Genomic DNA, 25,876 nt, shown 5'->3' with positions numbered 1-25,876 from the left:
AAAATGTTCGACTCTGCGACGACCCAGGTGATCGAACCGGTCCCGCCACAACCGCCGGCTCGGCGTCGCGCACGCGGCCTCCGGATGCTGGTCGCTGGCCTGCTGACCCTGCTCCTGGGCGGCACCACGCTGGTGGCGGTCGAGCCGCTGCGCCGCCCGTTGCCCGCGCCGACCGTCACGCGAACGCTGCCGGCGTCGACGATCATCCCCGGCACGGCCCCGGCGGTGCCGTGGCCGAAGACCGGGCAGGCTGCCCTCTCCGTCGAAGGGCTGGGCTCGCTCGGCACGTCGGGCGGGAGCAACCCGGTGCCGATCGCGAGCGTGACAAAGGTGATGACCGCGTACCTCATCCTGACCGAGCACCCCCTCAAGCGAGGCCAGCAGGGACCGAAGCTCACCGTCAGCGCGGAGCAGGCAGCCGCATACCCGAGAGAGCTGGCGCGCGGCGAGTCCCTCGTGCCGGTCGTCGCGGGCGCGGTCTTCACCGAGCGCCAGGCGCTCCAGGCGGTGCTGCTCCCGTCGGCGAACAACATGGCGCGGATCCTCGCCGCTTGGGACGCCGGCAGCGTCGAGGCATTCGTCGCCAAGATGAACGACACCGCCGCCGCGCTCGGCATGACCGACACCCATTACACCGATCCGTCCGGGCTCGACCCGGACACCGTGAGCACCGCCGTCGACCAGGTGATCCTGGCCCGCAAGGCGATGCAACTGCCGGCATTCGCGGAGATCGTGGCGCAGAAGAAGGCCACCCTGCCCGTCGCCGGCACCGTGCAGAACTACAACTCCCTGGTCGGCCAAGACGGCGTCGTGGGGATCAAGACCGGGTCCACCGACGAGGCCGGCGGCTGCCTCGTCTTCGCCGCCGTCGTCAAGGTCGGCGGCCGGAAAATCACCGTCGTGGGCGCCGTCCTGGGGCAGCCCGGCGCCAACACCCCTGCGCAGCTGGACCGGGTGTTCCGGGCGACTCGTCCGCTGGTCCGCACCGCCGCCACCGCGATTACGGTGCACCCGATCGTCCGGGCCGGCGATCAGGTCGCCACCGTGCGGGGCCCGCTCGGCACCAGCACGACGATCAACGCCTCGCAGGACCTGACCGTGGTGGGATGGCCCGGCATGCGGGTACGGCTGGACGTCGACATCCCGGCCGTACCGGCACGGCTGCCGGCCGAGGCCGAACACGGCCGGGTCAGCGCGGTCGTCGGCGAGGGCAGGCCGGTCGCCACCGCGCTACGCACCGGCGTACGGCTGGAGCCTCCCAGCACCTGGGATCGCATCCGACAGCACCGCTGAGCCGGCGGCGCTCTGGCCCGACGCCGCCGGCCAGGCGCTCGGGCGGCATGAGTCTCACGGAGTCGTAGCCCTGGGCTTGTCGAATGGATCGGGGTAGCGGATCCCGAGGGGCGGAGCGACGTCGAGGTTGGCGTGCTGGTCGTCGGATGCGGACCGGTTGGTGGAGTGTTGGCGGGGCTTCTCGGTGTCCACGGAACCGGTGTGGTGGTGGTCGACCAGAACCACGAGCCCTATCCGAGGCCGCGTGCTGCCACTCTCGACCGCGAGGTGATGCGGATCCTCGGCTGGGTGCCGGGCTTGGCCATCGGGACGTGGGCAGTGGGGGTGCGACGGTCGCGGGTGGTCGGGCCCGACCACCGGCCGTCGCCCCGGTCGCGCGAGGCTCGACGACGAGGCGCTGCTCGACGGGTACGAGCGGGAGCGGCGCCCCGACGTGCGGGCCACGACCATGATGGCCCTGCGCACCGGCCGAATCGTGCAGAACCGCAGTCGGGTGAGTGCGGCCTTGCTGCATACCGCCGGTGCCATGCCTGGAGGAGCTCGCCAGTAGCCGCGCCCAGCCGCCCAGCCTGGGCGTCGCCTTCCCAGAGGTACGGCCGGCCCCCATCCCGGCACCGGTCGGCTCCTGCCCAACGCTCGGGCACCTACGCCAGACGGTACCGTCGTCCGAATCGACGACCTTATCGGCAACCACTGGGCGAAAATTGGGTACGGCACCGACCCGCACACCCACTTCGATGCTGACGCCCGTCAGCGTAGCGGCGGTCGATCAGACCCAGCTCGTGCTGGTGGCCGCCGAGGCCGAACTGCAGCAGGGCGTAGCCGGCGCCAAGGGCGCGTTCGTCTTCGTTGCGGGTATAGCGCCGCCCGCCGGGGATGGTGAGCAGCTTGCCCAATCCAGCGTGCTTTCTGCGCCCAGGGGCAAAGGGATGACGGAAGTCCGGCCTCGCGGCTGCCGAACCGCCAGATAATGCGGGTGTCAGCCTGCGGTTTATCCCCAGGGGCGGCCGGCTGGCTGATCGAAGTGCCGTCGGAAGGAGCAGCAGTCGGATGAGCACTATGCACGCCGTGAGAGCCCACACCAGGGGCGGCCCGGAGCAACTCGTGTACGAGGAGGTGCCGCGGCCCGAGCCGGGGCCCGGTGAGGTGTTGGTGGCCGTGAAGGCTGCTTCCATGACGCCCCGCGAGCTCACCTGGCCGGAAACCTGGACGCACAGCTCGGACGGGACAGGGCCCGAGCGCACGCCGATCATCCCGTCGCACGAGTTCTCCGGAGTCGTCGCGGCGTCCGGGGCGGGGGTGGAGAGCCCCGCCGAGGGTGAGGCCGTCTACGGGTTGATCCCTTTCACCCGCGATGGCGCGGCCGCCGAGTACGTCGCCCTGCCCGCGGCCGTCGTGGCGGCCAAACCCGCCACCGTTGACCATGACCACGCCGCAGCGCTCCCACTGGCTGCGCTGAGCGCCTGGCAGGCACTGGTGGACCACGCCGACCTGCAGGCCGGCCAGCACGTGTTGGTGCAGGGCGGCGCCGGCGGGGTGGGGAGCTACGTGGTGCAGCTCGCGGCCGGTCTCGGTGCTGGCGTGAGCGCTACGGCGGCGGCGGCCGACCTGGAATTCGTCAAGGGTATGGGTGCCGCGCAGGCCATTGACTATGCGCACGACCGCTTCGAGGATCACGTCAGCGACGTGGATGTCGTCGTTGATCTTGTCGGAGGAGCGACGCAGTCGCGGTCCTGGTCGGTTCTGAAACCGGGCGGCATTCTGGTCACCCTCTCCGCGCCTCCCGACCAGCAGGAGGCAGCCCGGCACGGCGTCCGCGGGGTGTACTTCATCGTCGAGCCCGACCAGAAGGCGTTGCGTTCCATCGCCGAGCTCGTCGATGACGGCCGGTTGCGGCCGGTGCTGGACCGCGTGCTGCCCCTCACTGAGACGCGCTCAGGTTACGAGGCGCTCGAGACTGGTAAACGCCGCGGTAAGATCGTCATCCACGTCGCCGACTAGGTGTATCGCCCAGCGCCGTTGCTTACGCAGGTGACGGGTGATTTGCCGCCGACTGAGGTGTGGCGAGAGCCTGGAAAGCAATCCCGTTCTGCTGGACGAACTCCTCGTCGCCGTCAACAACCTGTGTTTCTTCCGTGCAGGCCGCCTCGTGGTGCCGTAGCCGCCGCGCCCCGGGCGACGGACCGGCCGAGGTGCTGGTCAGGTACAGCCGCCCGGTGGCCACCGCGCTGGCCCGCGCCCGCGAGGGCATCAACTTCGCCTGCCTTACCGCCAAGCTCGCCGCCGACCATGCCGGCAGGGAATCCCAGCTGCGGGAGATGCTCAGAGAACTGCGGGGCCATGGCGTCCTGGTCAGCGAACTGCGCCGGCCCGCCGACGTCACCGACCCGCTGCGCCCTATGAAGACAGCAACAGGTTGTTTAATCAGCTCGCGTCGGCCGTCAACCCCGCCTGCCGATTTGCCTCTGCCTTCAGCACTCCGGATGCTTGAAGCACCTCGCTGATGGCAAGACGTAGCCGCGAAGCGAGCACCTTCCCGCAGAACCCAATATCCTCGGCGCTGGCTTGGTTGACTTCCTCGATGGCCTGCTGTGCCCGTGCGCGCGCAAGGTCGGGCTCTCGGCCGGCGAGGAAGTCGCGATGCAGCAGCCTCACCGCCTGGCTGAGGTGCTCGATCGACGCTGGAAGGCTGGCCGGTACCGGCTCACGCTGCCGTAGCGTCGATACGACCCAATGCGACATCTCTCGGCTGTTGGAATAGGCGTATTGGAGGTGCTGGGAGGCATGCTGGTAGCGGCGCAGAATTCCTAATCGTCGCCACCGCCAGGGTGAGAGAACCGCGATCTCCGCCGCGGCAGCGACCATCTCGACCGTCTTGTTTCTCTCCTCCTCTGCCGCAACCAAGCGCTGCGAGGCGCCCTCGGCCTGTCGAACGTCACGCTGCTCCAATGCCTGAGCGGCAGCCGTGAGACTACGTGCGAAGACATCCAGCGTCGGGCCGGCAGAGCGATTGACGACGCGGACGGGGTTGGCCGGAATGATCAGCAGCGCCACGGCGATCGCGGTCGTCCCTCCGATCAGCCCGTTGACGGTCCGCGCCACAGCCAGGTGTGAATGTTCCGCGGACAGCGTTCCCAGCAGCAAGGCGGTGCTTCCTGCATGAACCATGACGGCGCCGCTCCCGTGGATCAACGCTGCCGACGAGATCGCAAACGCCACGATCAAGGCGGTTTGTACAGGTCCCGTCCCGATGATCTGGAGGATCAACTGTCCGATCAGCACCCCAACAATCACCCCGGCGATAAGTTCCGCCGCTCGCCTGATCCGATTGCCAAGAGCCGCTGCGATCGTGCCGATCGCGGCGGCAGGCGCAAACAACGGCTGCGGATTGTGCAGCACGTCGCGCGCGATGAACCAGGACAGACCGACCGCTGCACCCGCTTGAACCGCGATAATGAGGTAGGTGCGAAGCCGCTCGTAAGCCCCCCGGCTTTCTCGCCACACCATCTCCTCTCCCAGACCCCGATCTCGGCTCGGCACGTTCAACCTCCGAGGAGCAACGGAGGCGCGGGGTCATGTCTGCGGTCACCGCTCGGGGTGGTGGTCCTGCGGGGTGTGGCCGGGCACGCTGATGCAGCGCTGGCCTGGTAGGGATTTGCGCATGGGGCAGGCCCGGAATTCCGGGCCCTCGGGGCACGGATGCCCCAGCTCACAGGCCGCCTGGCTGATGTCGTGGGCCGCTGGAGTGCTTCTTGGTCCGAGGCCACGGCTCCATTCTCCTGGATCCCAGTCGTCTGGTCCCGGCATCAACGGAATGGATCTGGTAAGGGAGCCCGTGTAGTCAACCGGACCTTGACACGGGTTGTCGCGCTGCCCGCGATGGGACCGTGGTGTGCGACAAGGCCGGGGACGGGATGCGGCGCGTGCACCTCCGGGCGGGCTCGTGGCCTGCCGGCAATAGCCGGCCGGCCCGAGGGGTCGCTGAGGCTCCGGGGTCATGGGCGGCTCGCAGGGGCCGCCGTGCAGCGACTCCCCCGTGACCCTGGAGGGGCGGCCCCCGCACACTCCGCGCCGCATCCCCACCACGGCCGGTGGTGACTCGCGCTTCGACGCGATGGCCGCCGCGCCCCGGCTGGCTGCCGGCCCACCAGTTCGCCACCCCGTCGGCCTGTCATTCTCCGGCGGCCCCGGGTTCCCCGGGCTTGCGCGCCAAGCCGCCGGGCACCGGCGGGGCGCAGCGGCCGCGGAGCGCGAGCCCGGCTGTCGAACTCAGCGCAGCCGCGGTGACCCGCTAGGTGCGGCAAGTCGTTGGGCGATGCCGGGTGGTTGAAGGGTCGGTACTGGGGTTTCGGGCCTGGACCATGTGCGCGGGGTCGGCGCCGGAGTGTCGAGGATCACTTCGGGCGGGGCTGCGGTCACTCAACCATATGAAGAGGTCTTCAATTGCCTAATTGCTAGTCATGTTGGGAGGGCGTGTGGCGCTACCGCTGTACGAGAGAAAAGCGGAGTTCTTCCGCACGCTCGGGCATCCGGTGCGTATCCGGGTACTGGAGCTGCTTGGCGATGGGCCGATGCCGGTGCGGGATCTGCTGGCTGAGGTGGAGATCGAGGCGTCAAGCCTGTCTCAGCAGCTGTCGGTGCTGCGCCGGGCCGGGATCGTGACGTCCCGGCGGGACGGGTCGGCAGTCATCTACGCACTCGCAGGCCCGGACGTGGTCGATCTGATGCGGGCGGCCCGACGCTTCCTCACCGAAATGCTGACAGGTCAGGCTGAGCTGCTGGAGACGCTCCGCGAGGACCAGGACAACGCCGACGACCCGTCGCTCCCGGTGCCGCGGTGAGCGCCGCCGCCCTCGCCCGCTCAACCTGGCGCCGGGTGGCTGTCCTACTGCCGACGAAGGCGGATGTCGCCGCGATGCGTCGGCAGCCCCGCCGCGACCTCATCGCTGGGCTCACGGTTGCGGTGGTCGCGCTGCCCTTGGCGCTGGGGTTCGGGGTGTCCTCCGGCCTGGGGGCGGCCGCCGGCTTGGCGACCGCCATCGTGGCCGGGATCCTCGCGGCGCTGTTCGGCGGGTCCAATCTGCAGGTGTCTGGGCCTACCGGCGCGATGACGGTGGTGCTGGTGCCGATCGTGGCGACCTACGGACCCGGGGGTGTGCTCACCGTCGGTGTGCTGGCGGGCCTGATTCTGCTGGCTCTGGCCCTGCTCCGCGCCGGCCGGTACGTGCGTTACGTGCCGGCTCCGGTGGTGGAGGGCTTCACCGTGGGAATCGCTGCGGTGATCTTCCTGCAACAGGTCCCCGCCGCGTTGGGGGTGCCGAACCCGGACGGCGAGAAGGTCGCCGTGGTGGCCTGGCGAGCGCTGGTCGAGTTCGCCAGCCACCCGAACTGGCCCGCGCTGATATTGGCGCTCGGGGTGGCGGCGGCGATGCTGGCCGGTGCGCGTTGGCGCCCCACGGTGCCGTTCTCGCTGATCGCGGTGGCCACGGCCACCGTACTCGGGCAACTGTTGTCGCTCAATGTCACCCGCATCGGTGTCCTGCCGGCCACCCTTCCCGTTCCCTCGCTGGGTTTTCTGGACCTGGCCGCGGTGCCGACGTTGTTCAGCTCGGCGTTGGCGGTCGCTGCCCTGGCTGCGTTGGAGAGCCTGCTGTCGGCGACCGTCGCCGACGGCATGACCGTCAACCAGCGCCACGACCCGGATCGGGAACTGTTCGGTCAGGGAGTGGCGAACTTGGTGACCCCGCTTTTCGGCGGTGTACCGGCGACGGCGGCGATCGCCCGCACCGCGGTCAACGTCCGCTCCGGAGCCCAGTCGCGGCTCGCCTCGCTGACCCACGCGATTGCCCTGGCGGTGATCATCTTGGTGGCCGCCCCGCTGGTGGCCTACATTCCGCTCGCCGCGCTGGCCGGGGTGCTGCTGGCCACGGCTGTGCGCATGGTCGAGGTGGGTTCGCTGGCCGCGCTGGCCCGCTCGACCCGCTCTGACGCTCTCATCATGGCTCTGACCGCGATCGCCACCCTCGCCCTGGACCTGATCGCCGCGGTGGGAATCGGCCTCGTCCTCGCTGCCGCCCTGGCCATCCGCAAGATCGCGCGTGCGGCTCGGCTGGAGGAGGTCCCGCTCGACATCACCGATCATCACGTCGAGGAGGCCGCCCTGCTCCGCGAGCACATCGTGGCCTACCGCTTCGACGGGCCGCTGTTCTTCGCCGCCGCCCACCGGTTCCTGCTCGAACTGTCCCAGGTGGCGGACGTGCGGGTGATCATCTTGCGCATGTCAAGGGTGTCGACGATCGACGGCACCGGCGCGCTCGTGCTGCGCGACGCGATCGAACGTCTCGAACACCGTGGCATCACGGTATACGTCTCCGGCGTCCCAGCGGGACACGAGAAGACCCTCGACGCGGTCGGCGTGCTCGACCGACTCCGCGCCGCAGACCGCGTTTTTCCCGGTACGCCAGAGGCGATCGCCGCAGCCCGAGCCCATCTGCATCACACCGGCGTCCTGGCCACCGTGCAGCGGAACGTACTCGACCCGCCCGGACGATCATGACGGCGGCGTTACCGCAGCCAGGAAGGCGGACATGGCGATGGAACCGGCCCGACGTGCGGCGTGGGACACCTATCTGACGTTGCGTGTCGGCCTGCTACCTGACCTTGACACGCTACCGGTGGGCGACCGAAGGGTCGCGGCGAAGCTTGCCGGGCTTGCGGTCCGCATCCACTGGCATGCCCCGCTGTGGGCCGACTACGGCAGAAGGTTCATCACCGTGGTCAGTCGTGCCCGCGAACTGCAGCGCGCCGGCGACCGTGCCGGCCTCACCGCCATGCTGCGGATCATGCTCCTGTGGCTGTTCAGACTCTCCCGAGGCGCAGTCCGGCTGCCGGGCGCCCAGCAATAGCCGACCGGGGTGTGGCGTTGGGAGCTTCTCCCTGCGTGGGCGGCCGCTGGAGTCGACGCCGACGGGCACGCCCCGGCATCCGGAGCGGGTGTGTGGCGAGATCAACCACCGATGGGTACGTCGGCCAGGTGGCGCCACAAGTCGCGGATGCTGCCGTATTCCTGGTCGGGCAGCCGCTGTAGCACCGCGATCACCTGCGGCCGGGCATGGCTGCTCGCGGCTGCGGCGAGCAGGTCAGCGCGGCCGGCGCGGCCGGCGTCGAACGCCGTAGCGATGTGGCTGGCGAGTTCGGTGCGGGTGACTGAGAGCACGACTTCTCCTCGTTGATTGCCGGCCGCCCATCGGCGCCGAAGGGATGGTTGCCAACGCGAGGTAGTTCCGTTGCGGTAAGGCGGCATGGCCCGCCGTACGAGAGAAGGATCGGCGGGCCATGCCGGGTCAGCGCGCCGCTACGGCGCGGCGAGGTAACGGTGCACGGGGGGTCCGTTCCGCCTGACAGGGGTTGCGGGCGGAACGGACTCGGAGCTTTGCCATGAGCGGGGTCACCAGTCACGCCTTCACCGCATTGGCTTCCTGGCGCTCTGATGACTTGCTAACTTTAGCAAGTCATGAGATTCGTTTGGGTCGAAGGGTGGCCGGACCGGGAACTGGCTTACGCCGCACCGGTCCGGATGACCGACGCCTGGACGTCGCGGATCGCCGAGGAGTAGGCGGCGTCACCGGATGGATGCCAATAGTGGAGGCCCGGCATGGCTGCAACGGCGGCCGGACCAGTTGGGGGCCACGGGCGGACCGCCGAACGAAAGCCAACGAGCTGACCCGGGCGCGGCTGGCGAGGTGACCGGGCGGCGTAACCGGGTGGCGGTGGTGACCGATGGCACGGCGGTGCTGGGCCTGGGTGATGTGGGGCCGGCGGCGGCATTGGCGGTGATGGAGGGCAAGGCGGCCCTATTCGTCCACCTGGCCGGGATTGACGCGGTCCCGGTCTGCCTGGGCACCAAGCACCCGGACGAGTTCGTGGCGGCGGTGCGGGCTCTGGCCCCCTCGTTCGGGGGGATCGACCTGGAGGCGATTGCCGCGCCGGCCTGTTTCGAGGTGGAGCGGCGGCTGCAGGAGGCGCTGGACATTCCGGTGTTCCACGACGACCAGCACGGCACAGCGATCGTGGTCCTGGCCGCGCTGCGCAACGCATTGCGGGTGGTGGGCAAGCGTGTGGAGTCGGCGCGGCTGGTCGTGGTCGGGGCCGCCCGGCGGGTACGGCGACGGCGAGGTTGCTGGTGGCGGGCGGCGCCACCGATGTGGTGGTGGTCGTCCGGGGCGGGGTGCTGCACCGCGACGACATGCCCTGGTTGCCGCCGCACGAGACACGGCTGGCCGAATTGACCAACCGGCGACGGGTCCGTGGCGGGCTGGCCGATGCCCTGGCGGGGGCGGACGCGGTGGTGGGATTGTCTCGGGCGGGGGTGCTAACCCGGGCATTGGTGGCGTCGATGGGCGAGGCGCCGGTGGTGTTCGCGTTGGCCGCCCCGGAGCCGGAGATTCGTCCTGAGCTGGTGAGTGACATCGCCGCGGTGGTAGCCACTGGGCACGGCGACTACCCGAACCGGGTCGACAACGCGCTGGCGTTCCCGGGCGTGTTCCGTGGTGCGTTGGATGCGCGGGCGCCGCGGATCACAATGCCGATGCGGCTGGCCGCCGCTGATGTGCTGGCCGGGCTGGTGCCGCGGGAGGCGCTGTCAACCACCCGGCTGCTACCCGAGGTGCTCGACGAACAGGTGGCGCCCACGGTGGCCGGGGCGGTGGCGGCGGTCGCGGCCGAGCGGCGGCGCCGTGTCGCTCCGGCGGCCGGTGGCGTGCTCCGGCAGGACACGGCTCGTAACGTATCCCCGCAGGAAGGGGTGGGCCCGTGAGCACGCCGTTGTATCAGGCTAAAGCTGAGTTTTTCAAGATTTTGGGGCATCCGGCGCGGATCCGGACCCTCGAACTCCTCGCCGAACGGGAGCACGCGGTCTCGGAGCTGCTGCCGCAGGTGGGCATCGAGGCGGCGCACCTGTCGCAGCAACTGGCGGTGCTGCGCCGGGCGAACTTGGTGGTGACCCGCCGAGATGGTTCGACCGTGTACTACTCGCTGGTCAGCCCGCACGTAGCCGAGTTGCTGGCGGTGGCGCGGCGGATCCTGACCGAGGTGTTGACCAGTCAGGCCGAACTGCTGGGTGACCTGCGTGCCGCGACCGAGCGCGCTGAACCCTCGTGAACAAGCGGTCAAGGTCAGCAGCACGGTGGCCCTCATGAGCAGGAGCCGATGGCGTCGATGATCGGAGCGGACGTTGGGGCTGATCGGCAGAATCCGCCGCGTAGGTCGGGCGGCCGAACCCGCGCCCGAGGCCCCGGTGGGGCCGCTGCCGGCTGCGCCGGGGCGGGCAGATCGGTTCGGGTGCGGCAGGTGGACGCCGGGTCGTATAACGGCTGCGAGATCGAGATCGGGCAGGCGTTCAGCCCTGTGTATGACCTCGAGCGGCATGGGGTACGGCTGGTGGCCTCGCCGCGGCACGCTGACGTGTTGACCGGTGTCCGACGTGATGCCGGTGGACGTGCAGGTGCCGGGCTGCCCGCCGGAACCCGCTGCAATCGTGTCCGCCCTGCGCGGCTCGACGGGCCGGTGAACCAGACTGCCGCCGCCGAGGGTTGGACGCTCGGGGAGGGGCTGCCGCCCGGCGGGAACTCTTCGTGCAGCCGGCCGGGCTCGGGAAGCTCGCCCCCTCTCCGGGAGGGCGTCCCGCCGTCCCTCGTGGCCGTAGAGAACTCTCCGCCGGGAGGGAGCCCTCCTTCCATGCCTACGCGCGCCGGCCCAGGGGCAGGACGACGATGCCGTCGTCGTCGCTGTGAACCTCGGCGCCGGGATTGAAGGTGCAGTTTCCGAACGCCACCGGCACGTTCCGCTCGCCGGCCCCGGTCTTGGCGCTCTTGCGCGGGTTGGAGCCGAGCGCCTTGATGCCGATCGGAAGGGCGCGCAGGGCGGCGACATCGCGGACGGCACCGTTGATCACCACACCCGCCCAGCCGTTCTCCGCCGCCATGCCGGCGATCACGTCGCCCATCAGAGCCGTGTGCACGGACCCGCCACCGTCCACCACCAGCACTCGCCCCTCACCCGGTGCGGAGACGACCGACTTCAGCAGGGCGTTGTCCTCAAAGCAGCGCACGGTGACCGCCGGTCCGTTGAAGGCGTGGATTCCACCGAACTGGCGCAGCTGCGTGTCGCACGAGCCGAGTTCGTCCATGTACCGGTCGTAAAGGTCCGCGGTGGGGGCCTGCATGGTTCGTCCTTCTTCCACTTTGGGTGTCGGATCCAGGGGCGGTGACGGGTGTAGTCCGGTGGCGGTGACGGCCGCTGGGTGCGGTTTGCGGCTGGCACGAGGATTCCCTTCCGCTCCGGCTGGTTCAGGAAAGGGTCCCCGTAGACGGCAGGAAGCGTCGCACTTAGTCGACCTTGACGGCGAGCACCGGGCAGCGGGCGCCGAGCAGGATCTCCTGCGCGGTGGAGCCCATGATCATCTTTCCCACCGGCGTCCGGTGCCGGATCCCGATCACCACCAGCGACACGTCCTCGGACTCGGCCAGCTCGAGGATCTCATCGGCCGCGTCACGGCCCCGCACCAACTGCCGGACGCTGTGCCGCACGCCCAGCCCGGTCAACTCCCGGCGGACACGTTCGAGGTCGTGGTCCTGAGCGAACCGCGGGTCGACGTACGCTTCCCCGCGCGAGGTGTTGACCACGAGGACCGGCTCATCGCGGAACCGGGCCTGCTCAACCGCCGCGCACAGGACCGCCTCGCCCAACGCCGACGGCACGTACCCCACAAGCACGGTCATCCGGTCACCAACCTTTCCCGAAGCGGTCGTACAAGGAACCGGCCGAGCAGGGGCCAGAGCAGCACCACCAGCACGGTGGCGTAGATCAGCCAGGACACCCAGCCACCGAGCAGCCCGGAGAGCTCGCCACCGGAGAGCTGCAGCGCCCGCCGGCCCTGAAGTTCCGCCCGGGGGCCGAGGATCACCCCGACGATCAGCGGCAGGATCGGCAGCCCGAAGCGCCGCATCCCGAACCCGATCAGGCCGAGGGTGAGCAACAGGAACAGGTCGAACGGCTGGGCGTTGACCGCGTACGCGCCCATCGAGGCGAAGAAGACGATCCCGGCGTAGAGGTATGGCCGCGGAACCCGCAGCAGCCGGGCCCAGGCGGGCGCGAGGGGCAGGTTGAGCACGAGCAACAGCAGGTTGCCGACGAAGAGGCTGGCGATCAGGGTCCAGACCAGGCCGGACTCCCGCTCGAAGAGCAGCGGGCCGGGCTGGATGCCGTACTGCTGAAAGGCGGCCAGCATGACTGCGGCCGTGGCGTTGGTCGGCAGGCCGATCGCCAGCATGGGCACCAGCGTTCCGGCGGCGGAGGCATTGTTTGCCGCCTCCGGCCCGGCGACGCCCTCGATCGCGCCCTTGCCGAACTCCTCCGGGTGCTTCGACAGCTTCTTTTCGGTCGCGTACGACAGGAAGGTCGGGATCTCCGCCCCGCCCGCCGGCAGCGCCCCGAACGGGAACCCATACGCGGTGCCGCGCAGCCAGGGCTTCCAGGACCGCTTCCAGTCCTGCCGGCCCATCCAGGGGCGACCCACCGGGATCACCTCGGCGGCCTTGCGCCGCAGGTGCGCGGCGATCCAGAGTGCCTCGCCGACGGCGAAGATGCCCACCGCGACCACCACCACGTCGATGCCGTCGGCGAGTTGCGGGATGCCGAAGGTGAGGCGCTGCTGGCCGGTCTGGTCGATCCCGATCACGCCGATGACCAGGCCGATCAGCAGCGAGGCGAAGCCGCGCACCCGGGACGCGCCGAGAACCGCGGTCACCGCCACGAACGAGAGCAGCATCAGTGCGAAGTAGTCCGGCGCGCCGAGGCTGATCGCGAATGCCACCACCGGTGGGGTGACCACGACCAGCAGCAGGGTGGCGATGGTGCCGGCGACGAAGGAGCCGATCGCGGCGGTGGCCAGTGCCTGCGCGGCCCGACCCGCCTTCGCCATCTTGTTGCCCTCGATCGCGGTCACCACTGAGGACGACTCGCCGGGGGTGTTCAGCAGGATCGAGGTGGTCGAGCCGCCGTACATGCCGCCGTAGAAGATGCCGGCGAACATGATGAACGCCTGCGTCGGCTCCATCCCGTAGGTGACCGGCAGCAGCAGCGCGACCGTCATCGCCGGGCCGATGCCGGGCAGCACACCGACGGCGGTGCCGATGGTCACGCCGAGCAGCGCGATCAGCAGGTTCATCGGGGTCAGCACATTGGCGAACCCGTCGAGCAGGTGGCCGAAATTTTCCATCAGAGGATTCCTTGCAGGACGCCGGCGGGCAGGTTGACGCCCAGCCCGATGGCGAACGTGTAGAAGGTGATCAGCGACAGGGCGACGGCGATCAGCAGGTTACGGATGTAGTGCCGGTTGCCCAGCGCGAACGCCGAACCCCAGAACAGCAGGGTGCCGCTGATCACCCATCCGAGCCGGTCGATCAGCACCGCGTTGACCAGGAAGGCGCCGATCAGCAGGAGGACCGTCCGCCAGTCGATCGGGCTGCTCAGGTCGACGTCCTCGCCGGCTTCGGGCTCACCCGCGCCGCCGCGCGCCACGTCCACTGCGTAGATCGCGGCGACCACCAGCAGCAGTGCGCCGAGCAGGATCGGCACCGGCTTCGGCCCGATCGGGTCGGCGCTGCTAATCGCGTGCCCGATCCGCATCGCGTCGACGATGACCAGTGCGCCGACCACGGCGAGGAATGCGCAGACGCCGTACTGCGCCGGGTCCGGCTTCGCTGTCCGAGGCGCGCCGTCCGGGGCGTCCGCAACCGGCGGCCGGTCGTCGGCCGCTATTGGCCGCGCCACCGGGGGCAGGTCCGGCGTACGCTCCGCGGCCGTCTCGGTCTCCGTCGTGGGGGGCACCGGATCGGCGGCCCCCGCGGTCGGCTGTGCTGGGATCGGCGGTACGACGGGAGCGGTTGCCCCCGGCGCCGCCGGGCGGGGCGGCGGGTCGCCGCCCCGGTCCGGTCGGGTCGTCATGCCGGTCACGCCAGCCCGAGCTGCTTGAGCAGGTCGGCCACGGACGTGTCCTGGTCGGTGAGGAAGGTGGCGAAGGCGTCACCGGTCACGAAGGCGTCGTTCCAGCCCCGCTTGGTCAGCTCGGCCTTCCACTCCGCGGACTCGTGCATCTTCGTCAGCGCATCGATCCAGACCTTCTTGTCGCCGTCACTGATGCCGGGCGGGGCGACGATGCCGCGCCAGTTCGTGAAGACCAGGTCGATCCCGGACGCCTTGAGGGTCGGCACCTCTTTGAGCGCCTCAATCGGCTCCTCGCTGGTCACCGCGAGGACCCGGAGCTGGCCCGCCTCGACCTGGTCGAGGAACTCGCCGAAGCCGCTGGCGCCGAAGGCCACCTTGCCGCCGAGCACCGCCGGCAGCAGTTCGCCGCCGCCGTCGTACGAGACGAAGTTGACCTGGCGCGGGTCGATGCCGACCGTCTTGGCGAGCTGCATGGGCAGCAGGTGGTCCGGCCCGCCTGGCGAGGAGCCGCCGCCGACGGCAATCTTCTTCGGGTCCTTTTTCCAGGCGGTGACCAGATCGCCGATCGTCTTGTACGGCGAATCCTTCGGCACCACGATGGCACCGGCTTCCTCGATCATTTTGGCCAGCGGGGTCGTCTGGGTGAGCGTCGCGGACGACTTGGAGGTGTAGGAGGCACCGACCACGCCCAGCCCCATCTGCATGGCGAGCTTGCCGTTGCCCTTCTCGTTCACCATCCGCTGGAGGCCAACGGTGCCGCCCGCGCCGGGCAGGTTGAACACCTGCACGCCGGTGGCGATCTTCGCGTCCTCCATCACCTTGGCGGCGGTGCGGGCCGTGGTGTCGTACCCGCCGCCGGGGGTGTTCGGCACCATGATCCGCAGGCCGGCGATCGGCTTCCCGTCATCGCCGGACCCGCCCTCGTCTTGTCCGGCGGTGGCGCCGCAGGCGCCCAGCGCCAGCGCCGTCGCGGCGGCGACACCCATGACCAGCATGTTTCTCCGAGTTGCCATCATGTTTCTCTTCCGTTTCGAAGGAGTCCGGCGGCAAGATGATGGCCTCCTGGCGGACTCCGTGTCTGCCTTCTGTCACCAGCGGAAATTGAGGTCTTTGTGGTCGCGATCACGTCCCGACGCCGCAGCCTGGCCGGGCAACTGCTGGTCCTCCAGCTCGCGATCATCGTCGTGGTGCTGCTGGCCGTGGCCGCCGTGTCCCTGGCCCAGTCGGCGGCGACCTTCAACCGGGTGGAGGGCCGCCGCGTCGCCGCCCTCGGCGAGCAGCTCGCCGGCAACCGGCTTCTGCGCGACCGCCTCACCCAGCCGGCACCGGCGGAGACGATCGCGCCGCTGGTGCAGAACGTGCTGACCCAGGCTGGCGTGACCACGGTCAGCGTCGCCGACGCCCGCGGCCGGGTGGTCAGCTCCACCAACCCCACCCTGGTGGGCACCGCGGTAGTGCTAGGCGATCCCCGAGTAACCGACGGTCGTAGCTGGTTCGGCGAGCTGGAGGTCGGCCGATCGCGGGAACTGGTGGCCCAGGTTCCGGTACTCGGCGACCGCAAGGAAAACCTCGGCCGCTACCTGGGTGCCGTGGTGATCGGTGAGGCCACGCCGACGTGGTCACAGCGCATGGTCGGCGCCTCCTCGTACCTCCTCACCTATCTCGGCATCGCCAGCGCTCTCGGGGTCGTCGGATCCTGGCTGCTGGCCCGGCGGATCAAGCGGCAGACCCTGGGCCTGGAGCCGCGGGAGATCGCCGGGCTGGCGGAGCACCGAGAGGCGCTGCTGCACGGCATCGCCGAGGGCGTCATCGCGCTGGACCCGCAACTGCGGGTCACCCTGGTGAACGCCGTCGGGCGGCGGCTGCTCGACCTGCCCGAGCACTGCCTCGGGCTCAGCCTCGCCGACCTGCGCATCTCCGGCCGGCTGCGGGACGTGCTGGCCGGCACCGGCGACGGTCCGGAGGCCCGCGACGAGGTCGTCGTCCGCGCCGGCCGGGTGCTGGTGATGAACCGGATGACGGTCAACAAGGACGGTCGCCGGCTCGGTTCGGTGACCACGCTGCGGGACCGCACCGAGCTGGCCCGGCTGGAACGGGAGATCGGGTCATTCCGCAGCACCGCGGAGCTGCTCCGCGCGCAGACCCACGAGTTCGCCAATCAGTTGCACACCATCTCCGGGCTGATCCAGATCGGCGAACACGACGAGGTGGTCCGGTACGTGGACGCGCTGAGCCGGCACCGGGCGTCGCTCGACCTGACCGTGACCAGCCGGATCCACGACACCGCGGTCGCCGCGCTGCTGATGGCGAAATCCGCGGTGGCCGCCGAGCGTCGCGTGGAGCTGCGGGTCTCCGAACGGACCAGCCTGGACAGGATGGAGCCGGAGATCACCGCGGACGTCGCCACGGTGCTGGGCAACCTGGTCGACAACGCCGTGGACGCCGTCGCCGACGGCCGGGACGCCGGCCCGGCCGCCGGCGGCACCGGCGCGGCGGACGGATCGGCCTGGGTGGAGGTTGAGCTGCGCCAGGACGCCTCGTCCGTGGAGATCATCGTCCGGGACTCGGGGCCGGGGATCGCCCCGGAGCTGGCTCAGGAAGTCTTCACCCAAGGCTTCACCACAAAGGCGGCGCAGGGCGGCGAGCGCGGTATCGGGCTGGCGCTCACTCGGCTGGTCTGCAACCGGCGCGGCGGAGAGATCACGGTGACGAACACCGAGGAGGGCGCGATGTTCACCGCACGGATGTCGGTGGCCACCATCCTGGAGGGAGTTCGTTGATCGACGTCCTGGTCGTCGACGATGACTTCATGGTCGCCCGGATCCACCGGGGGTTCGTCGAGCGGATGGACGGCTTCCGGGTCGTCGGCACCGCGGGCACCGGCGAGCAGGCCGTCGCCGCTGTCGACGAGTTCCGGCCCGACCTGGTGCTGCTCGACCTCTACCTGCCGGACATGTTCGGCCTCGACGTGGTGACCCGGCTGCGCGCCGCCCAGCACGACTGCGACATCCTGGTGATCAGCGCCGCCCGGGAGGCCGAGGCGATCCGCCGGGCGGTCCGCTACGGCGCGGTCAACTATCTGCTCAAGCCCTTCGGGTTCGACGAGCTGCGCACCCGGCTGGAGCAGTACGCCGCGCGCCGAAACTCGCTGCGTGCGGCGGTGGTCAGCGACCAGTCCGACGTGGACCGGGTGTTGTCCCGTAGCAGCTCGCACGTCACCTCCGCCCTGCCCCGGGGCCTTAGCACTGAGACCGCGGAGCTGGTGGAACGCGCACTCCGGGAGAACTCCGGCACCCTCTCGGCAGCCGAATGCGGGGACCGGGTGGGAATCTCCCGGGTCAGCGCCCGTCGCTACCTGGAGCATTTCTCGGGTACCGGACGGGCGGCGGTTACCCTGCGCTACGGCGCGGCCGGCCGGCCGGAACGCCGCTACAGCTGGGTCGGGTGACGGCTGCTGCGGGTGTGCCAGCGGACCGCCGGCGGGACAGTAGCCGGCTGCTGCCGTGGCTGGAAGAGACTGCACGCCCGGATCTCATGGTGGCCGCCGCAAGCATCACCCTGACGGTGGGCGGATCCGCCAACACGATGTCGGCTGTCGGGCGACGATCGCTCCTGTAGGGCCGGCCGTCTGGCTGTGAAGCAGGTCGGGAATCCCGGCCCAGCCTTGACCGGGCCATCACCTCGGTATGGGTCCAGCCGCTCGTTGGCGGGGCGTAGGTCGGCGCTCCGGGTGCACCCGACGGATCACCAGCACGGCCAGGCCCACCAAAACCGCACCGACGCCGGCCCACACTCCGAACGCGAACGCGGTGGAGTGGTCATTTGCCAGCACTCCGAGCGCGGGGCGGGCCACGGCGATGCCAACCCCACCTATGCAGGTCATCACCCCAAAGATCATGGCGCGCACCGCTTGCGGGGTGACTTCATTGGTGAAGACCTCCAGCACCGTCGTGCCCAGGGCGTAACCGAATCCCATCACCGGCAAAAACATGAACGGGCCGAGCCAGATCACCTGACTCGTGGCCACTAAAGCGGCAAGGATGAGGACGAACGCCGTGGTCAGGGCCAACCGGCGGTGCAGTTCGCCCGTGTACCCGGCCACCAACCCACCCAGCACTGAGGCAGCCGCGAACGCCGCATACATCCACCCGGCGACCCGCACGGACATGCCCAGTTCCAGCGCCAACGGCTGGAACAGAATGCGGGCGCTCCACCCGACCAACAGCAGCAGGGCGCCCAGCCACACGGCCCGGCGCACCCTCGCGTCAGCCGCCGCGCCACGAATGTCCGCCATCACCGAGGTGAGCGTGGAGACCACCCGCGGCCCGCTGACTTCCGGCAGCGTGAACGCGAGCACGAGCGCCACAACAGCCAGGACAGAGGTGACGGCGAACGGCAATCGCGGATCCACCTCATACAGGTACCCGGCAGTCAGGAGTGACAGCAGTATGGACACATGGCCGGTGGCCCGGACCAGCCCGAAAGCCTTGGACGGGTTGACGTCGAGTTCGTCGTGGGCGCACAGTTCGTACAAATAGGTGCTGGCCGCCCCAGACGTCAGCGCCCACAGCACACCCCACAGCACCCATGCCCCGAACAGCAACTGCACGGACTGGATCTGGGTGATCACCGCGAACGTCAGCACTGTCCCACCGGTCAGGGCCAGGTAGGTGCGCCGCCGCCCGATCAGGTCCGCGACCACTCCCACCGGGAACTCACATACCACCGAGACGAGCCGGAATACCGCGTCGGCAAGCACTGCCGTTGTCAGCGGGAAGCCCAGGTCCAGCAGGTAGATAAGCCAGATCGGGAACCAGAACTGCACCTCGAGCAGGAACTGGGTGGCCGCAAAGGTGCGTATTGAACGGCTGCGAAGCGCTGTCCTCATGAGCCGTTGTCGCGACGGAAGAACAGGTACACCATCACTAGCAGCACTGAGACCAGTCCAGAGGTAATGAGGATAGCGTCCGCTGGCTGTGCGGCGATCCACTCCATTGCGGAGGACTGGCCCAGGTCGTATATCGCCGTGCCCGGATCGCTGGCTATCGACCGTCCGAACTCGGTCACCGCCAAGGCCGTGCCGAGGATCGACGTCACACCGATGCCCAACAGGATGAGGTCGGTGAACATCGTCGACCGAGCTGTGCGCCTCGAGGCAAGTTCGGCCAGGCGTCGGTCGCAAATCTCGATCTTGAACCGCACCGGCTGCTCCAGGACGTTCTCGTAGTCCCAGAACTCGAGGATCGCGTCCATCTCCACGCGTACGGCGCGCTTGAGGTATTTCGACAGGTCGCGGCGCTCCATGATGATCAGCTCGGCCCGCTTGCTCAGGCTCATCAGCTGCCCCTTGAGCTGCTCGAGGTCCCAGCGGGAAGCTGGCGCCGCTGAGTCCGCCACGATCTTCGACAGTCGGGTGTCGATGCGGTCCAGAACACCGTAGAACACCTGCGCGTAACGCAACGCGTCCCACTGGTCCCGGAACGGGTCACCGGGCAACATCCGACCGCCCGCACCAGTTCGATCCATGAAGATGTAGTTCAGCCAGCGCACGAGGTGGTCGAGGTTGCCGTCCAACAGTCGGTCCGCCGGGGTCGTGCCGCCGTCTCCGGCCGTCACTACGTCCTTGACCCAGTGCCGCACCACCCTCTCGATACCCGACTCTGACGGGTCCACCACGAGGCTGCGGGTGACCCACAGCGACTCGCCGAACTCCGCCGTGATCGGGTCGCCCCCAGGTGTGGCCGCGACGAGGATCTGCTCGTCCCGGTCGGCCTGGCGCAGTAGGTCCAGCACCGGATTCAAGTATCGCTGAACGGTCTCACGCGCCACCCGCTCACCCATCCCCACCGCGCGGGCCTGGAGGTCGTCGAGGTGGGCCTCGAGGCCGTCGTTGGGCTCGGTAAGCGACGGTTGCACGTCCGCCAGCAACTCCAGCAGCATCAGGCCGTGGTCGTAGAGTCGAAAGCCGATCTCGGTGACCCCAACGTGCAGGGCGTCGGTGGCCCCGCCGAACTCGCCCGGCAGGTGCTCCGGGGCCAGCTTGCCGGTGAGGACGTGAAACGTGCGCTCCACTGCGTGGTCGCTGATGGTGCGGTAGAGGTTCAGTGAGCTGGTGGCCCTGGTGTGTTCCAGCACGACAGCTGGGGACGTCCCGGGGCCCTCCTTCACAGAATCGGGGACCAGGACCTCCAGCAGCTCGTCTACGGCCGGCTGCTGCTTGGCCCAGAACTGGGCGTAAGCCCTGGGATCGCGCAGAGATGCTCCGGGCACGGCGTAATAATCCACCACCACTGGGGCGAGGATCCGCAGCTCGGTCATCGCCTTTCCGCCTCGAGTTGCAGCGCACGGGCGTCCACGTAGAGGACGCGGCCCTTCGCCGGGCCATTGGTGACCTTCACTTCGACGAGGATGTTTTCGGAGGGTGTTCCGGCGGAGCCGACGAACTCCTTGGGCCAGGTGAGCACGCGTGCCCGCGTACCTCCCGGGGCAAGCAGCACCAGCTTCCCATCGGCGTTCAGCAGTTCCACCAAACCCGTCTTACCGGACGGGGTCAAGGTGACGTCCCTGACCGCGGACGGCTCGAGCTCCGAGACGATCTCCTCGTACGCCGGGCCCTGACGCATCTTCGCCAGTTCCTTGTTGAACTCTTTCATCACGGAGGTGGCCGCACTAGTGTCCGCCATCATGAAGTGCAGGCCCTGCACCGAGTGCACCAGCGGGCCGCCGTCCTGCAGGTAGGCAAAGTTCCCGGCGTCCCCGGCGAAGGACGGATCGGTCAGCACCGCGTGGCCGGAGAGCAGACCTTCGGCGAGTAGGTCGATCCTGCCATCGGCCAGAGCCCGGAAGCCATCCAAGGCTGAGTCGAACTCAACGAAGTCGGTCACCGCCGACTCCAGTTCGGGCCAGTAGTCGTAGCCGGCGATCCTGCCCACTCGCAACGCGCTCAGGTTCGCAGCCGGGGAGATCTGTGGCTTGCCGTCACGACGGTCGTAGAACAGGACGTACTCGAAGTCGATGAGTGGGTCGGAAATCAGGAAATTGGCGCGCCGCGATTCGCTGCTCACCAGCGGAAACACGCCGACAGCGGAGCCCGAGGCGACCTGTTCCTCGGCAAGGGACCACGACGTGTAGCTGATCTCGGGGGAATACCCAGATCTGTTGAGGACCTCGACGACCAACTTCGTGACCGGTCCGCCGTCGGGCAGCTCGGGCCCCACGAACGGAGCCCACGCTCCACTGGAGATCAGCACCGGCCGGGAGGGAGAGACGGGGGAAGAGCGCAGCTTGCCGGCCACGATCGCCCCGGACACGACCACCGCCATCGACAGGACCAGGACCATGCCCCAATTCCGTAGCGGCTTCAGCAATGCGGAAAGCGTGCGCGAGTGAGGGGACACGGCCGGTCATCCTATCCGGACGACGCCGCCAGGGATGCCGGCGCCGATACGCCGTGCACCATCACGTCGCGCAATGTACGCCGCTACGGTCGCCGGGGCTGGACACATACATCCGCGCACGCAACGATCCATCCGAAGTGGACGGGCACGTCGTCGCCGCGCTCCCCGCGGCCACGGGCCGACGGCGGGTCGGGTGTTGGCCGCGCGCACGGCATGTTTCGCCGCCGCAGTGCCTCGACCGCCAGTGCGGCCACGGCCGATGCGACGACGAGGTGGTCGGCGTGGCCGCCGATCGCCTGTGGGGCGAGGACTAGCTAGATGCCGTTCGTTACACCGCAACAAACGCCACGGAACCTAAAAAACTACTAGACGGCGTCACGGTGGAGGACGCCAACAGCAGCCTGGACGGGCCGGAGCTGTTCAGCGTCGTCTACTGCGGCACCACCGAGCAGCCGGAGACGAGCGCGCGCTACCGCCGAGTCCTGGAGCAGGCCGGCTATCAGGTCGACGCGGACCCGCTCGGCGAGAACATGCTCTTGAGAGCCGTCTTGTGCTGGTTGGACTCCGCGCCCCGGTCGGGTTCCCGCCCTGATTCCGGTTACGCCGCCCCGCGTCGCCGTAATATGCACGGCGGTGGCTCAGTGGCCACGGAACGCCTCCTCCAGCCACCACGAGCCGCGCGCGGCGCAGACCTTGGCGTCGACCACCAGCGGCCGGGTACGGGGACCAGCGAGCCAGCGGCGTACCGGCTCGAGATCGTCGACGGTCCGGACGGTCAACCCGTCGCAGCCGTAACCACGGGCGATCGCGGCCAGGTCGGTCTCGGGGAAGGTGACCGTCTCCAACGGGTGCCCGTCCGGGCCGAAGTGGTGCACCTCGGCGCCGTACGCCGCGTCGTCGTAGATCACCACGAGGAGGGGTAGCGCCAGCCGGACGGCGGTGACCAGTTCAGACACGGACATGACGAAGCCACCGTCGCCGACCGCGGCGACGGTGAGCCGGTCCGGCCGGGCGACCGCCGCGCCGAGCGCACTGGCCAGGCCGAGCCCGATCGACTGGAACGCCTGGGTGAAACAGAATCCGGCCACGTCCGGCACGTCGAGCCACATCGACGGGTAGCCCATGAAGTTGCCGGAGTCGACCACCACCGTCCGGTCGGGCGGCAGCAGGTCGTCCAGGGCGGCCGAGAGCGTCCTCGGGTCGATCGTCGCCGCGCCGGCTCGCGCCGGCCCACCCTCGTCCCGGTACGCGACCGTCCGCCACCGGCCGTGGTCGCGAATCCGTTGTGCCAGCTCCGGCGTACGCCAGCCGCCGGCCCCGGCGTCCACAGGCCCCGTGGAGCCGGCGCCCAGCCGACCGAGCACCGCCTCGGCGACCGCCGCTACCTCGCCGGCCACAGTCAGGTCAACCGGGCGGTTCACCCCGAACGCGGCCGGGTCGTGGTCTACCTGGACGACGACGGCGGAGGGCGGGATCAGTTCGCCGTGCCGGGTGGTCCACATGTTCAGCGTGCTGCCCCATGCGACGACCAGGTCCGCCGCGCCGATCAGCTCGGCGGCGAGCGGGGTGGCGAAGCCGCCGGCCACGTCGATGTTCCACGGGTTCCCGGCGAACAGTCCCTTCGCCGCGGCCGAGACCGCGAGCAGCGCGCCGCACGCGTCGGCGAGCCGGGTCAGCGGTTCCCGGGCCGTCCGGGCGCCCCGACCCGCGATGAAGACCGGTCGACGTGCGGCCTGGATCGCGGCCAGCAACGGCTCGACCTGCGGGGCGGTGGCCGGGGTCGGCGCGACCGCAGGGACCGGGCCGGACCACGGTTCGGTCACGGTGTGCTGCACCTCCAACGGGAGGCTCAGCACCACCGTCGCGCCCCGGGCGGCGGCCCGGTACGCCGCGCCCGCGTCCTCGGCCGCGTGCGTCGCGCGTACCCGGTGGAAATCGGCCCCGACCGAGGTGACGAGCGCCGGCAGGTCGATGAAGAAGTTCGACCGGGGCGCGGTCGCCTCCGGGGCCAGGACCACCATCGGGGTACGGCTCTTCGCGGCCTCGGTGAGGCCGGTCAGCGCGTTGGTGACGCCCGGACCCTGATGCACCGAGAGCAGGCCCACCGTCCCGGAGGTGCGGGCGTACCCGTCCGCCATGCTCGCCGCGCCGCCCTCGTGGGCCGCCGCCACGAACCGGGCGCCGGCCGCCACAAGCGCGTTCGTGACATGGAAGTTGCCGCTGCCAACCACCCCGAAGACGTACCGTGCGCCGTGTCCGTACAGAACCCGTCCGACCACCTCGGCTACCCGCATCTGTGGCCCGGTCCTACCGTTCGACCAGCGCGAGGACCCGGCACGGGCTGCCGGACCCGGAGACGATCGGCAGTGGTCCGGCAATCACCACCGCGCCGGTCGCCGGCAACTGCGCCAGGTTACGTAGCTGGGTCAGGCCGTACTTATCCTGGCCGAGCAGGAACGAGTGGCACGGGAACGGCGGGTCGAATGAATGCGCAGCGCCCGCGTCGGTCCCGACCGTCTCCACCCCGACGCCCTGGATCGGCGACTCCTCGGCCAGCCAGCGGGCGCACTCGACGGAGATGCCCGGGGTACGCCCGGCGTTGGCGTACCGCTCCGGGTCGTCGCCATATGCGTCCCAGCCGGTGCGGTAGAGCAGCCAGCCACCGGTGGGCAGGGCACCGTGTTCCGCCTCCCACGCCTTGATGTGCTCGACCTCGAGCAGGAAGTCAGGGTCGGCGTCGGCGTCGGCGGCGTGATCGATCACTACCGCCGGGGCGATCAACTGGCTCACCGGAACCTGCGACACGTCCGCGCCCTTTTGACCGGTGACCCAGTGCACCGGGGCGTCGAAGTGGGTGCCGGTGTGCTCGCCGGTGGAGAAGTTGTTCCAGTACCAGGCCGGACCGCGGTCGTCGTACCGGCTGATCTCGCTGAGCCGGAACGGCCAGGTCTGGCCGAACTGCTCGGGCAGACCCAGGATCGGGGTCTGGTCCGAGAGCGGAGCGGTGAGGTCGACAACCTGGATCCGGCCGCTGGAAAGAGCGGCGACAAACTCCTGCAGCACCGTCATGCGGCGACGGTACACCGCGCCCCCACTCCACGATGGACCCTCGAACGGGGGCGTATCAGCGGCGCTGCCCCGCCCCCGCGGCTCGTGGGCCGAGGAGCGGCTCCCAAGCCCCGTCGTGCGGCGCGGTCGTCGTACGCCCCCGGCGGTGGCCGCCCATTCTGGACGCGGGTGGTGGCGACCTGTACCTGTCTGGTTTTGGGATGGCGACGGCGACGAGTGGTTCGCTGACTGCCCGGCCGGCCGGCCGGAACGCCGCTACAGCTGGGTCGGCTGCCGGCTTCGGTCTGGTGGCGGGCGTCCTGCCGCGTCAGCGAGCGGCGTCGGCGTCGGGTGATCCCGACGATGCCCCGCTGGCGCATGATCCGCTTTACCCGCTTGCGGTTGACCCGCCGCCCGCGGCGGGTCAACTCAACGTCCGCTCCCGGGGACCCGCTGCTGTGCGTCGGCGGCCTTGTCGTTCTTCCGCCATCACTTTCGCGTTGCAGGCTCGTGCTGATTCACCGCTGATTCGGCCTGGCGATGGCTGTATGGAATGTTCGAGCCCTGTGGATCGGCCCCGAGGGGTCCCTTCCCGAGTGACCGTCCTCGGATACGTATTACTGACGTTCCGCCTGTCGTCAGCGAGCCGGGCCGCGTCTGCCCAGCCGCCATCCCACCATCGTCCAACATGCACCCCAAACCAGGAAGAACGGCGACCACAGCAACAGATCCCAGCGCGCGAGGTCGCGAGCCAACGCGGCATGCTCGGCCGGTGGCGGGCGGACCCCGGCCAGCAGCAGCGCGTCGCCGACGAAGCCGAACCCCAGCACCCCGATCGACCGGGCGATCATGAAGACCCCCAGCGTCCAGGCGATCGCGAGCAGCAGACGGCGCGGGAGGGCCACGCCCCCGGGTCGGACGGTGGCTAGCGCAACGATCACGCCGGCCACCGCGGCACCGGCCAGCACCCAATGGCTCGCCACGAACAGCGGATCACGCGCGAGCAGCCGTTCGCGCAGTTGCGGAGGCAGCGGGTCCTTGTCGGCCAGCGCATTGGCCCCCAGCGCCTGCGCGAGCTTCATCGACCCGTAAGTCGCCGCGCACACCGCCGCCCCGTACGCGCCCACCCGCGC

General features: G+C 69.7%; 28 protein-coding genes. 14 read left to right on the top strand and 14 right to left on the bottom strand.

Going from position 1 to position 25,876, the window contains the following annotated elements; genetic code table 11:
- The first annotated feature begins 3 nt into the window (after window positions 1-3).
- From ABZV00_RS26135 to ABZV00_RS26115, 5 genes are all read left to right on the top strand, one after another.
- Window positions 4-1,293: a D-alanyl-D-alanine carboxypeptidase gene (locus ABZV00_RS26135; RefSeq protein WP_355610486.1), complete on the top strand. Its 1,290-nt coding sequence runs from the start codon at window positions 4-6 to the stop codon at window positions 1,291-1,293.
- 132 nt (window positions 1,294-1,425) lie between these two features.
- Window positions 1,426-2,037, top strand: coding sequence for an FAD-dependent monooxygenase (locus tag ABZV00_RS26130; RefSeq protein WP_355610484.1), 612 nt, complete (start codon window positions 1,426-1,428; stop codon window positions 2,035-2,037).
- Window positions 2,031-2,264, top strand: coding sequence for a hypothetical protein (locus ABZV00_RS26125; protein WP_355610482.1), 234 nt, complete (start codon window positions 2,031-2,033; stop codon window positions 2,262-2,264). Before ABZV00_RS26130 ends, ABZV00_RS26125 begins: the two co-directional genes overlap by 7 nt.
- A gap of 133 nt (window positions 2,265-2,397) precedes the next feature.
- Window positions 2,398-3,294 carry an NADP-dependent oxidoreductase gene (locus ABZV00_RS26120; RefSeq protein WP_355610480.1) on the top strand — a complete coding sequence of 299 codons (897 nt, stop codon included), beginning with the start codon at window positions 2,398-2,400 and terminating at the stop codon, window positions 3,292-3,294.
- A gap of 59 nt (window positions 3,295-3,353) precedes the next feature.
- A complete protein-coding gene (locus tag ABZV00_RS26115) occupies window positions 3,354-3,797 on the top strand; it encodes a lantibiotic dehydratase (RefSeq protein WP_355610478.1) in 444 nt (147 codons plus the stop codon).
- On the opposite strand, the gene ABZV00_RS26110 is transcribed toward ABZV00_RS26115, so the two are convergent.
- On the bottom strand, window positions 3,718-4,800 hold the full coding sequence (locus ABZV00_RS26110; protein WP_355610476.1) for an FUSC family protein: 1,083 nt from the start codon (window positions 4,798-4,800) through the stop codon (window positions 3,718-3,720). The genes ABZV00_RS26115 and ABZV00_RS26110 overlap by 80 nt on opposite strands.
- A 968-nt stretch (window positions 4,801-5,768) precedes the next feature.
- Here ABZV00_RS26110 and ABZV00_RS26105 point away from each other — a divergent pair.
- The 3 genes from ABZV00_RS26105 to ABZV00_RS26095 all read left to right on the top strand — a co-directional run bounded on the left by ABZV00_RS26105 (window position 5,769) and on the right by ABZV00_RS26095 (window position 8,198).
- Entirely contained in the window at window positions 5,769-6,134 is a 366-nt protein-coding gene (locus ABZV00_RS26105; RefSeq protein ID WP_355610474.1) for a metalloregulator ArsR/SmtB family transcription factor, read from the top strand.
- Between the two features lie 74 nt (window positions 6,135-6,208).
- Entirely contained in the window at window positions 6,209-7,849 is a 1,641-nt protein-coding gene (locus ABZV00_RS26100; protein ID WP_355610560.1) for a SulP family inorganic anion transporter, read from the top strand.
- A gap of 31 nt (window positions 7,850-7,880) precedes the next feature.
- A complete protein-coding gene (locus ABZV00_RS26095; RefSeq protein ID WP_355610472.1) occupies window positions 7,881-8,198 on the top strand; it encodes a hypothetical protein in 318 nt (105 codons plus the stop codon).
- A gap of 101 nt (window positions 8,199-8,299) precedes the next feature.
- Here the strand turns inward: ABZV00_RS26095 and ABZV00_RS26090 are convergent, their stop codons facing one another.
- Window positions 8,300-8,509 carry a DUF2795 domain-containing protein gene (locus tag ABZV00_RS26090; protein WP_355610470.1) on the bottom strand — a complete coding sequence of 70 codons (210 nt, stop codon included), beginning with the start codon at window positions 8,507-8,509 and terminating at the stop codon, window positions 8,300-8,302.
- 526 nt (window positions 8,510-9,035) lie between these two features.
- On the opposite strand from ABZV00_RS26090, the gene ABZV00_RS26085 reads away from it, so the two are divergent.
- The 4 genes from ABZV00_RS26085 (at window position 9,036) to ABZV00_RS26070 (ending at window position 10,861) form a co-directional block, all read left to right on the top strand.
- Complete coding sequence (locus ABZV00_RS26085) at window positions 9,036-9,581, top strand: hypothetical protein (RefSeq protein WP_355610468.1); 546 nt, start codon at window positions 9,036-9,038, stop codon at window positions 9,579-9,581.
- Entirely contained in the window at window positions 9,539-10,108 is a 570-nt protein-coding gene (locus ABZV00_RS26080; protein WP_355610466.1) for a malic enzyme-like NAD(P)-binding protein, read from the top strand. The genes ABZV00_RS26085 and ABZV00_RS26080 overlap by 43 nt, the downstream gene beginning before the upstream one ends.
- On the top strand, window positions 10,105-10,452 hold the full coding sequence (locus ABZV00_RS26075; RefSeq protein WP_328417878.1) for a metalloregulator ArsR/SmtB family transcription factor: 348 nt from the start codon (window positions 10,105-10,107) through the stop codon (window positions 10,450-10,452). The genes ABZV00_RS26080 and ABZV00_RS26075 overlap by 4 nt, the downstream gene beginning before the upstream one ends.
- Before the next feature lie 313 nt (window positions 10,453-10,765).
- A complete protein-coding gene (locus ABZV00_RS26070; RefSeq protein WP_355610463.1) occupies window positions 10,766-10,861 on the top strand; it encodes a hypothetical protein in 96 nt (31 codons plus the stop codon).
- Between the two features lie 171 nt (window positions 10,862-11,032).
- Here ABZV00_RS26070 and rraA read toward each other — a convergent pair whose 3' ends face one another.
- The 5 genes from rraA to ABZV00_RS26045 form a co-directional block, all read right to left on the bottom strand.
- Window positions 11,033-11,515, bottom strand: coding sequence for a ribonuclease E activity regulator RraA (gene rraA / locus ABZV00_RS26065; protein ID WP_355610461.1), 483 nt, complete (start codon window positions 11,513-11,515; stop codon window positions 11,033-11,035).
- A gap of 163 nt (window positions 11,516-11,678) precedes the next feature.
- Complete coding sequence (locus tag ABZV00_RS26060) at window positions 11,679-12,071, bottom strand: universal stress protein (protein ID WP_328417882.1); 393 nt, start codon at window positions 12,069-12,071, stop codon at window positions 11,679-11,681.
- Window positions 12,068-13,570 (bottom strand): tripartite tricarboxylate transporter permease, encoded by a 1,503-nt coding sequence (locus ABZV00_RS26055; protein WP_355610459.1) that lies wholly within the window; start codon window positions 13,568-13,570, stop codon window positions 12,068-12,070. The genes ABZV00_RS26060 and ABZV00_RS26055 overlap by 4 nt, the downstream gene beginning before the upstream one ends.
- Complete coding sequence (locus ABZV00_RS26050) at window positions 13,570-14,298, bottom strand: tripartite tricarboxylate transporter TctB family protein (RefSeq protein WP_355610457.1); 729 nt, start codon at window positions 14,296-14,298, stop codon at window positions 13,570-13,572. Before ABZV00_RS26050 ends, ABZV00_RS26055 begins: the two co-directional genes overlap by 1 nt.
- A 5-nt stretch (window positions 14,299-14,303) precedes the next feature.
- Window positions 14,304-15,311 (bottom strand): tripartite tricarboxylate transporter substrate binding protein, encoded by a 1,008-nt coding sequence (locus ABZV00_RS26045; protein WP_355610455.1) that lies wholly within the window; start codon window positions 15,309-15,311, stop codon window positions 14,304-14,306.
- A gap of 99 nt (window positions 15,312-15,410) precedes the next feature.
- On the opposite strand from ABZV00_RS26045, the gene ABZV00_RS26040 reads away from it, so the two are divergent.
- Window positions 15,411-17,078 carry an ATP-binding protein gene (locus ABZV00_RS26040; RefSeq protein ID WP_355610453.1) on the top strand — a complete coding sequence of 556 codons (1,668 nt, stop codon included), beginning with the start codon at window positions 15,411-15,413 and terminating at the stop codon, window positions 17,076-17,078.
- Window positions 17,075-17,746: a response regulator gene (locus ABZV00_RS26035; protein ID WP_355610451.1), complete on the top strand. Its 672-nt coding sequence runs from the start codon at window positions 17,075-17,077 to the stop codon at window positions 17,744-17,746. The genes ABZV00_RS26040 and ABZV00_RS26035 overlap by 4 nt, the downstream gene beginning before the upstream one ends.
- Window positions 17,747-17,974: 228 nt before the next feature.
- Here ABZV00_RS26035 and ABZV00_RS26030 read toward each other — a convergent pair whose 3' ends face one another.
- The 7 genes from ABZV00_RS26030 to ABZV00_RS26000 form a co-directional block, all read right to left on the bottom strand.
- Window positions 17,975-19,186, bottom strand: a complete 1,212-nt coding sequence (locus tag ABZV00_RS26030; RefSeq protein ID WP_355610449.1) for an MFS transporter — start codon at window positions 19,184-19,186, stop codon at window positions 17,975-17,977.
- Window positions 19,183-20,616 carry a hypothetical protein gene (locus ABZV00_RS26025; RefSeq protein ID WP_355610447.1) on the bottom strand — a complete coding sequence of 478 codons (1,434 nt, stop codon included), beginning with the start codon at window positions 20,614-20,616 and terminating at the stop codon, window positions 19,183-19,185. Before ABZV00_RS26025 ends, ABZV00_RS26030 begins: the two co-directional genes overlap by 4 nt.
- Window positions 20,613-21,638 (bottom strand): transporter substrate-binding domain-containing protein, encoded by a 1,026-nt coding sequence (locus tag ABZV00_RS26020; protein ID WP_355610445.1) that lies wholly within the window; start codon window positions 21,636-21,638, stop codon window positions 20,613-20,615. The genes ABZV00_RS26025 and ABZV00_RS26020 overlap by 4 nt, the downstream gene beginning before the upstream one ends.
- Before the next feature lie 695 nt (window positions 21,639-22,333).
- On the bottom strand, window positions 22,334-23,989 hold the full coding sequence (locus ABZV00_RS26015) for a thiamine pyrophosphate-binding protein (RefSeq protein ID WP_355610443.1): 1,656 nt from the start codon (window positions 23,987-23,989) through the stop codon (window positions 22,334-22,336).
- Window positions 23,990-24,002: 13 nt separating this feature from the next.
- Window positions 24,003-24,764, bottom strand: a complete 762-nt coding sequence (locus tag ABZV00_RS26010) for a cyclase family protein (RefSeq protein ID WP_355610441.1) — start codon at window positions 24,762-24,764, stop codon at window positions 24,003-24,005.
- The gene (locus tag ABZV00_RS26005) at window positions 24,761-25,171 is read right to left on the bottom strand and encodes a hypothetical protein (RefSeq protein WP_355610439.1); all 411 of its coding nucleotides are present in this window, start codon (window positions 25,169-25,171) and stop codon (window positions 24,761-24,763) included. Before ABZV00_RS26005 ends, ABZV00_RS26010 begins: the two co-directional genes overlap by 4 nt.
- Window positions 25,172-25,381: 210 nt before the next feature.
- On the bottom strand, window positions 25,382-25,825 hold the full coding sequence (locus tag ABZV00_RS26000; protein WP_355610437.1) for a DUF3995 domain-containing protein: 444 nt from the start codon (window positions 25,823-25,825) through the stop codon (window positions 25,382-25,384).
- Window positions 25,826-25,876: the final 51 nt, after the last annotated feature.

This window comes from Micromonospora sp. NPDC005173, assembly GCF_040608515.1.
Classification (GTDB): domain Bacteria; phylum Actinomycetota; class Actinomycetes; order Mycobacteriales; family Micromonosporaceae; genus Micromonospora.
The sequence above is the reverse complement of the archived record's forward strand: the minus strand, read 5'-3'. Positions and strand labels throughout refer to the sequence as shown.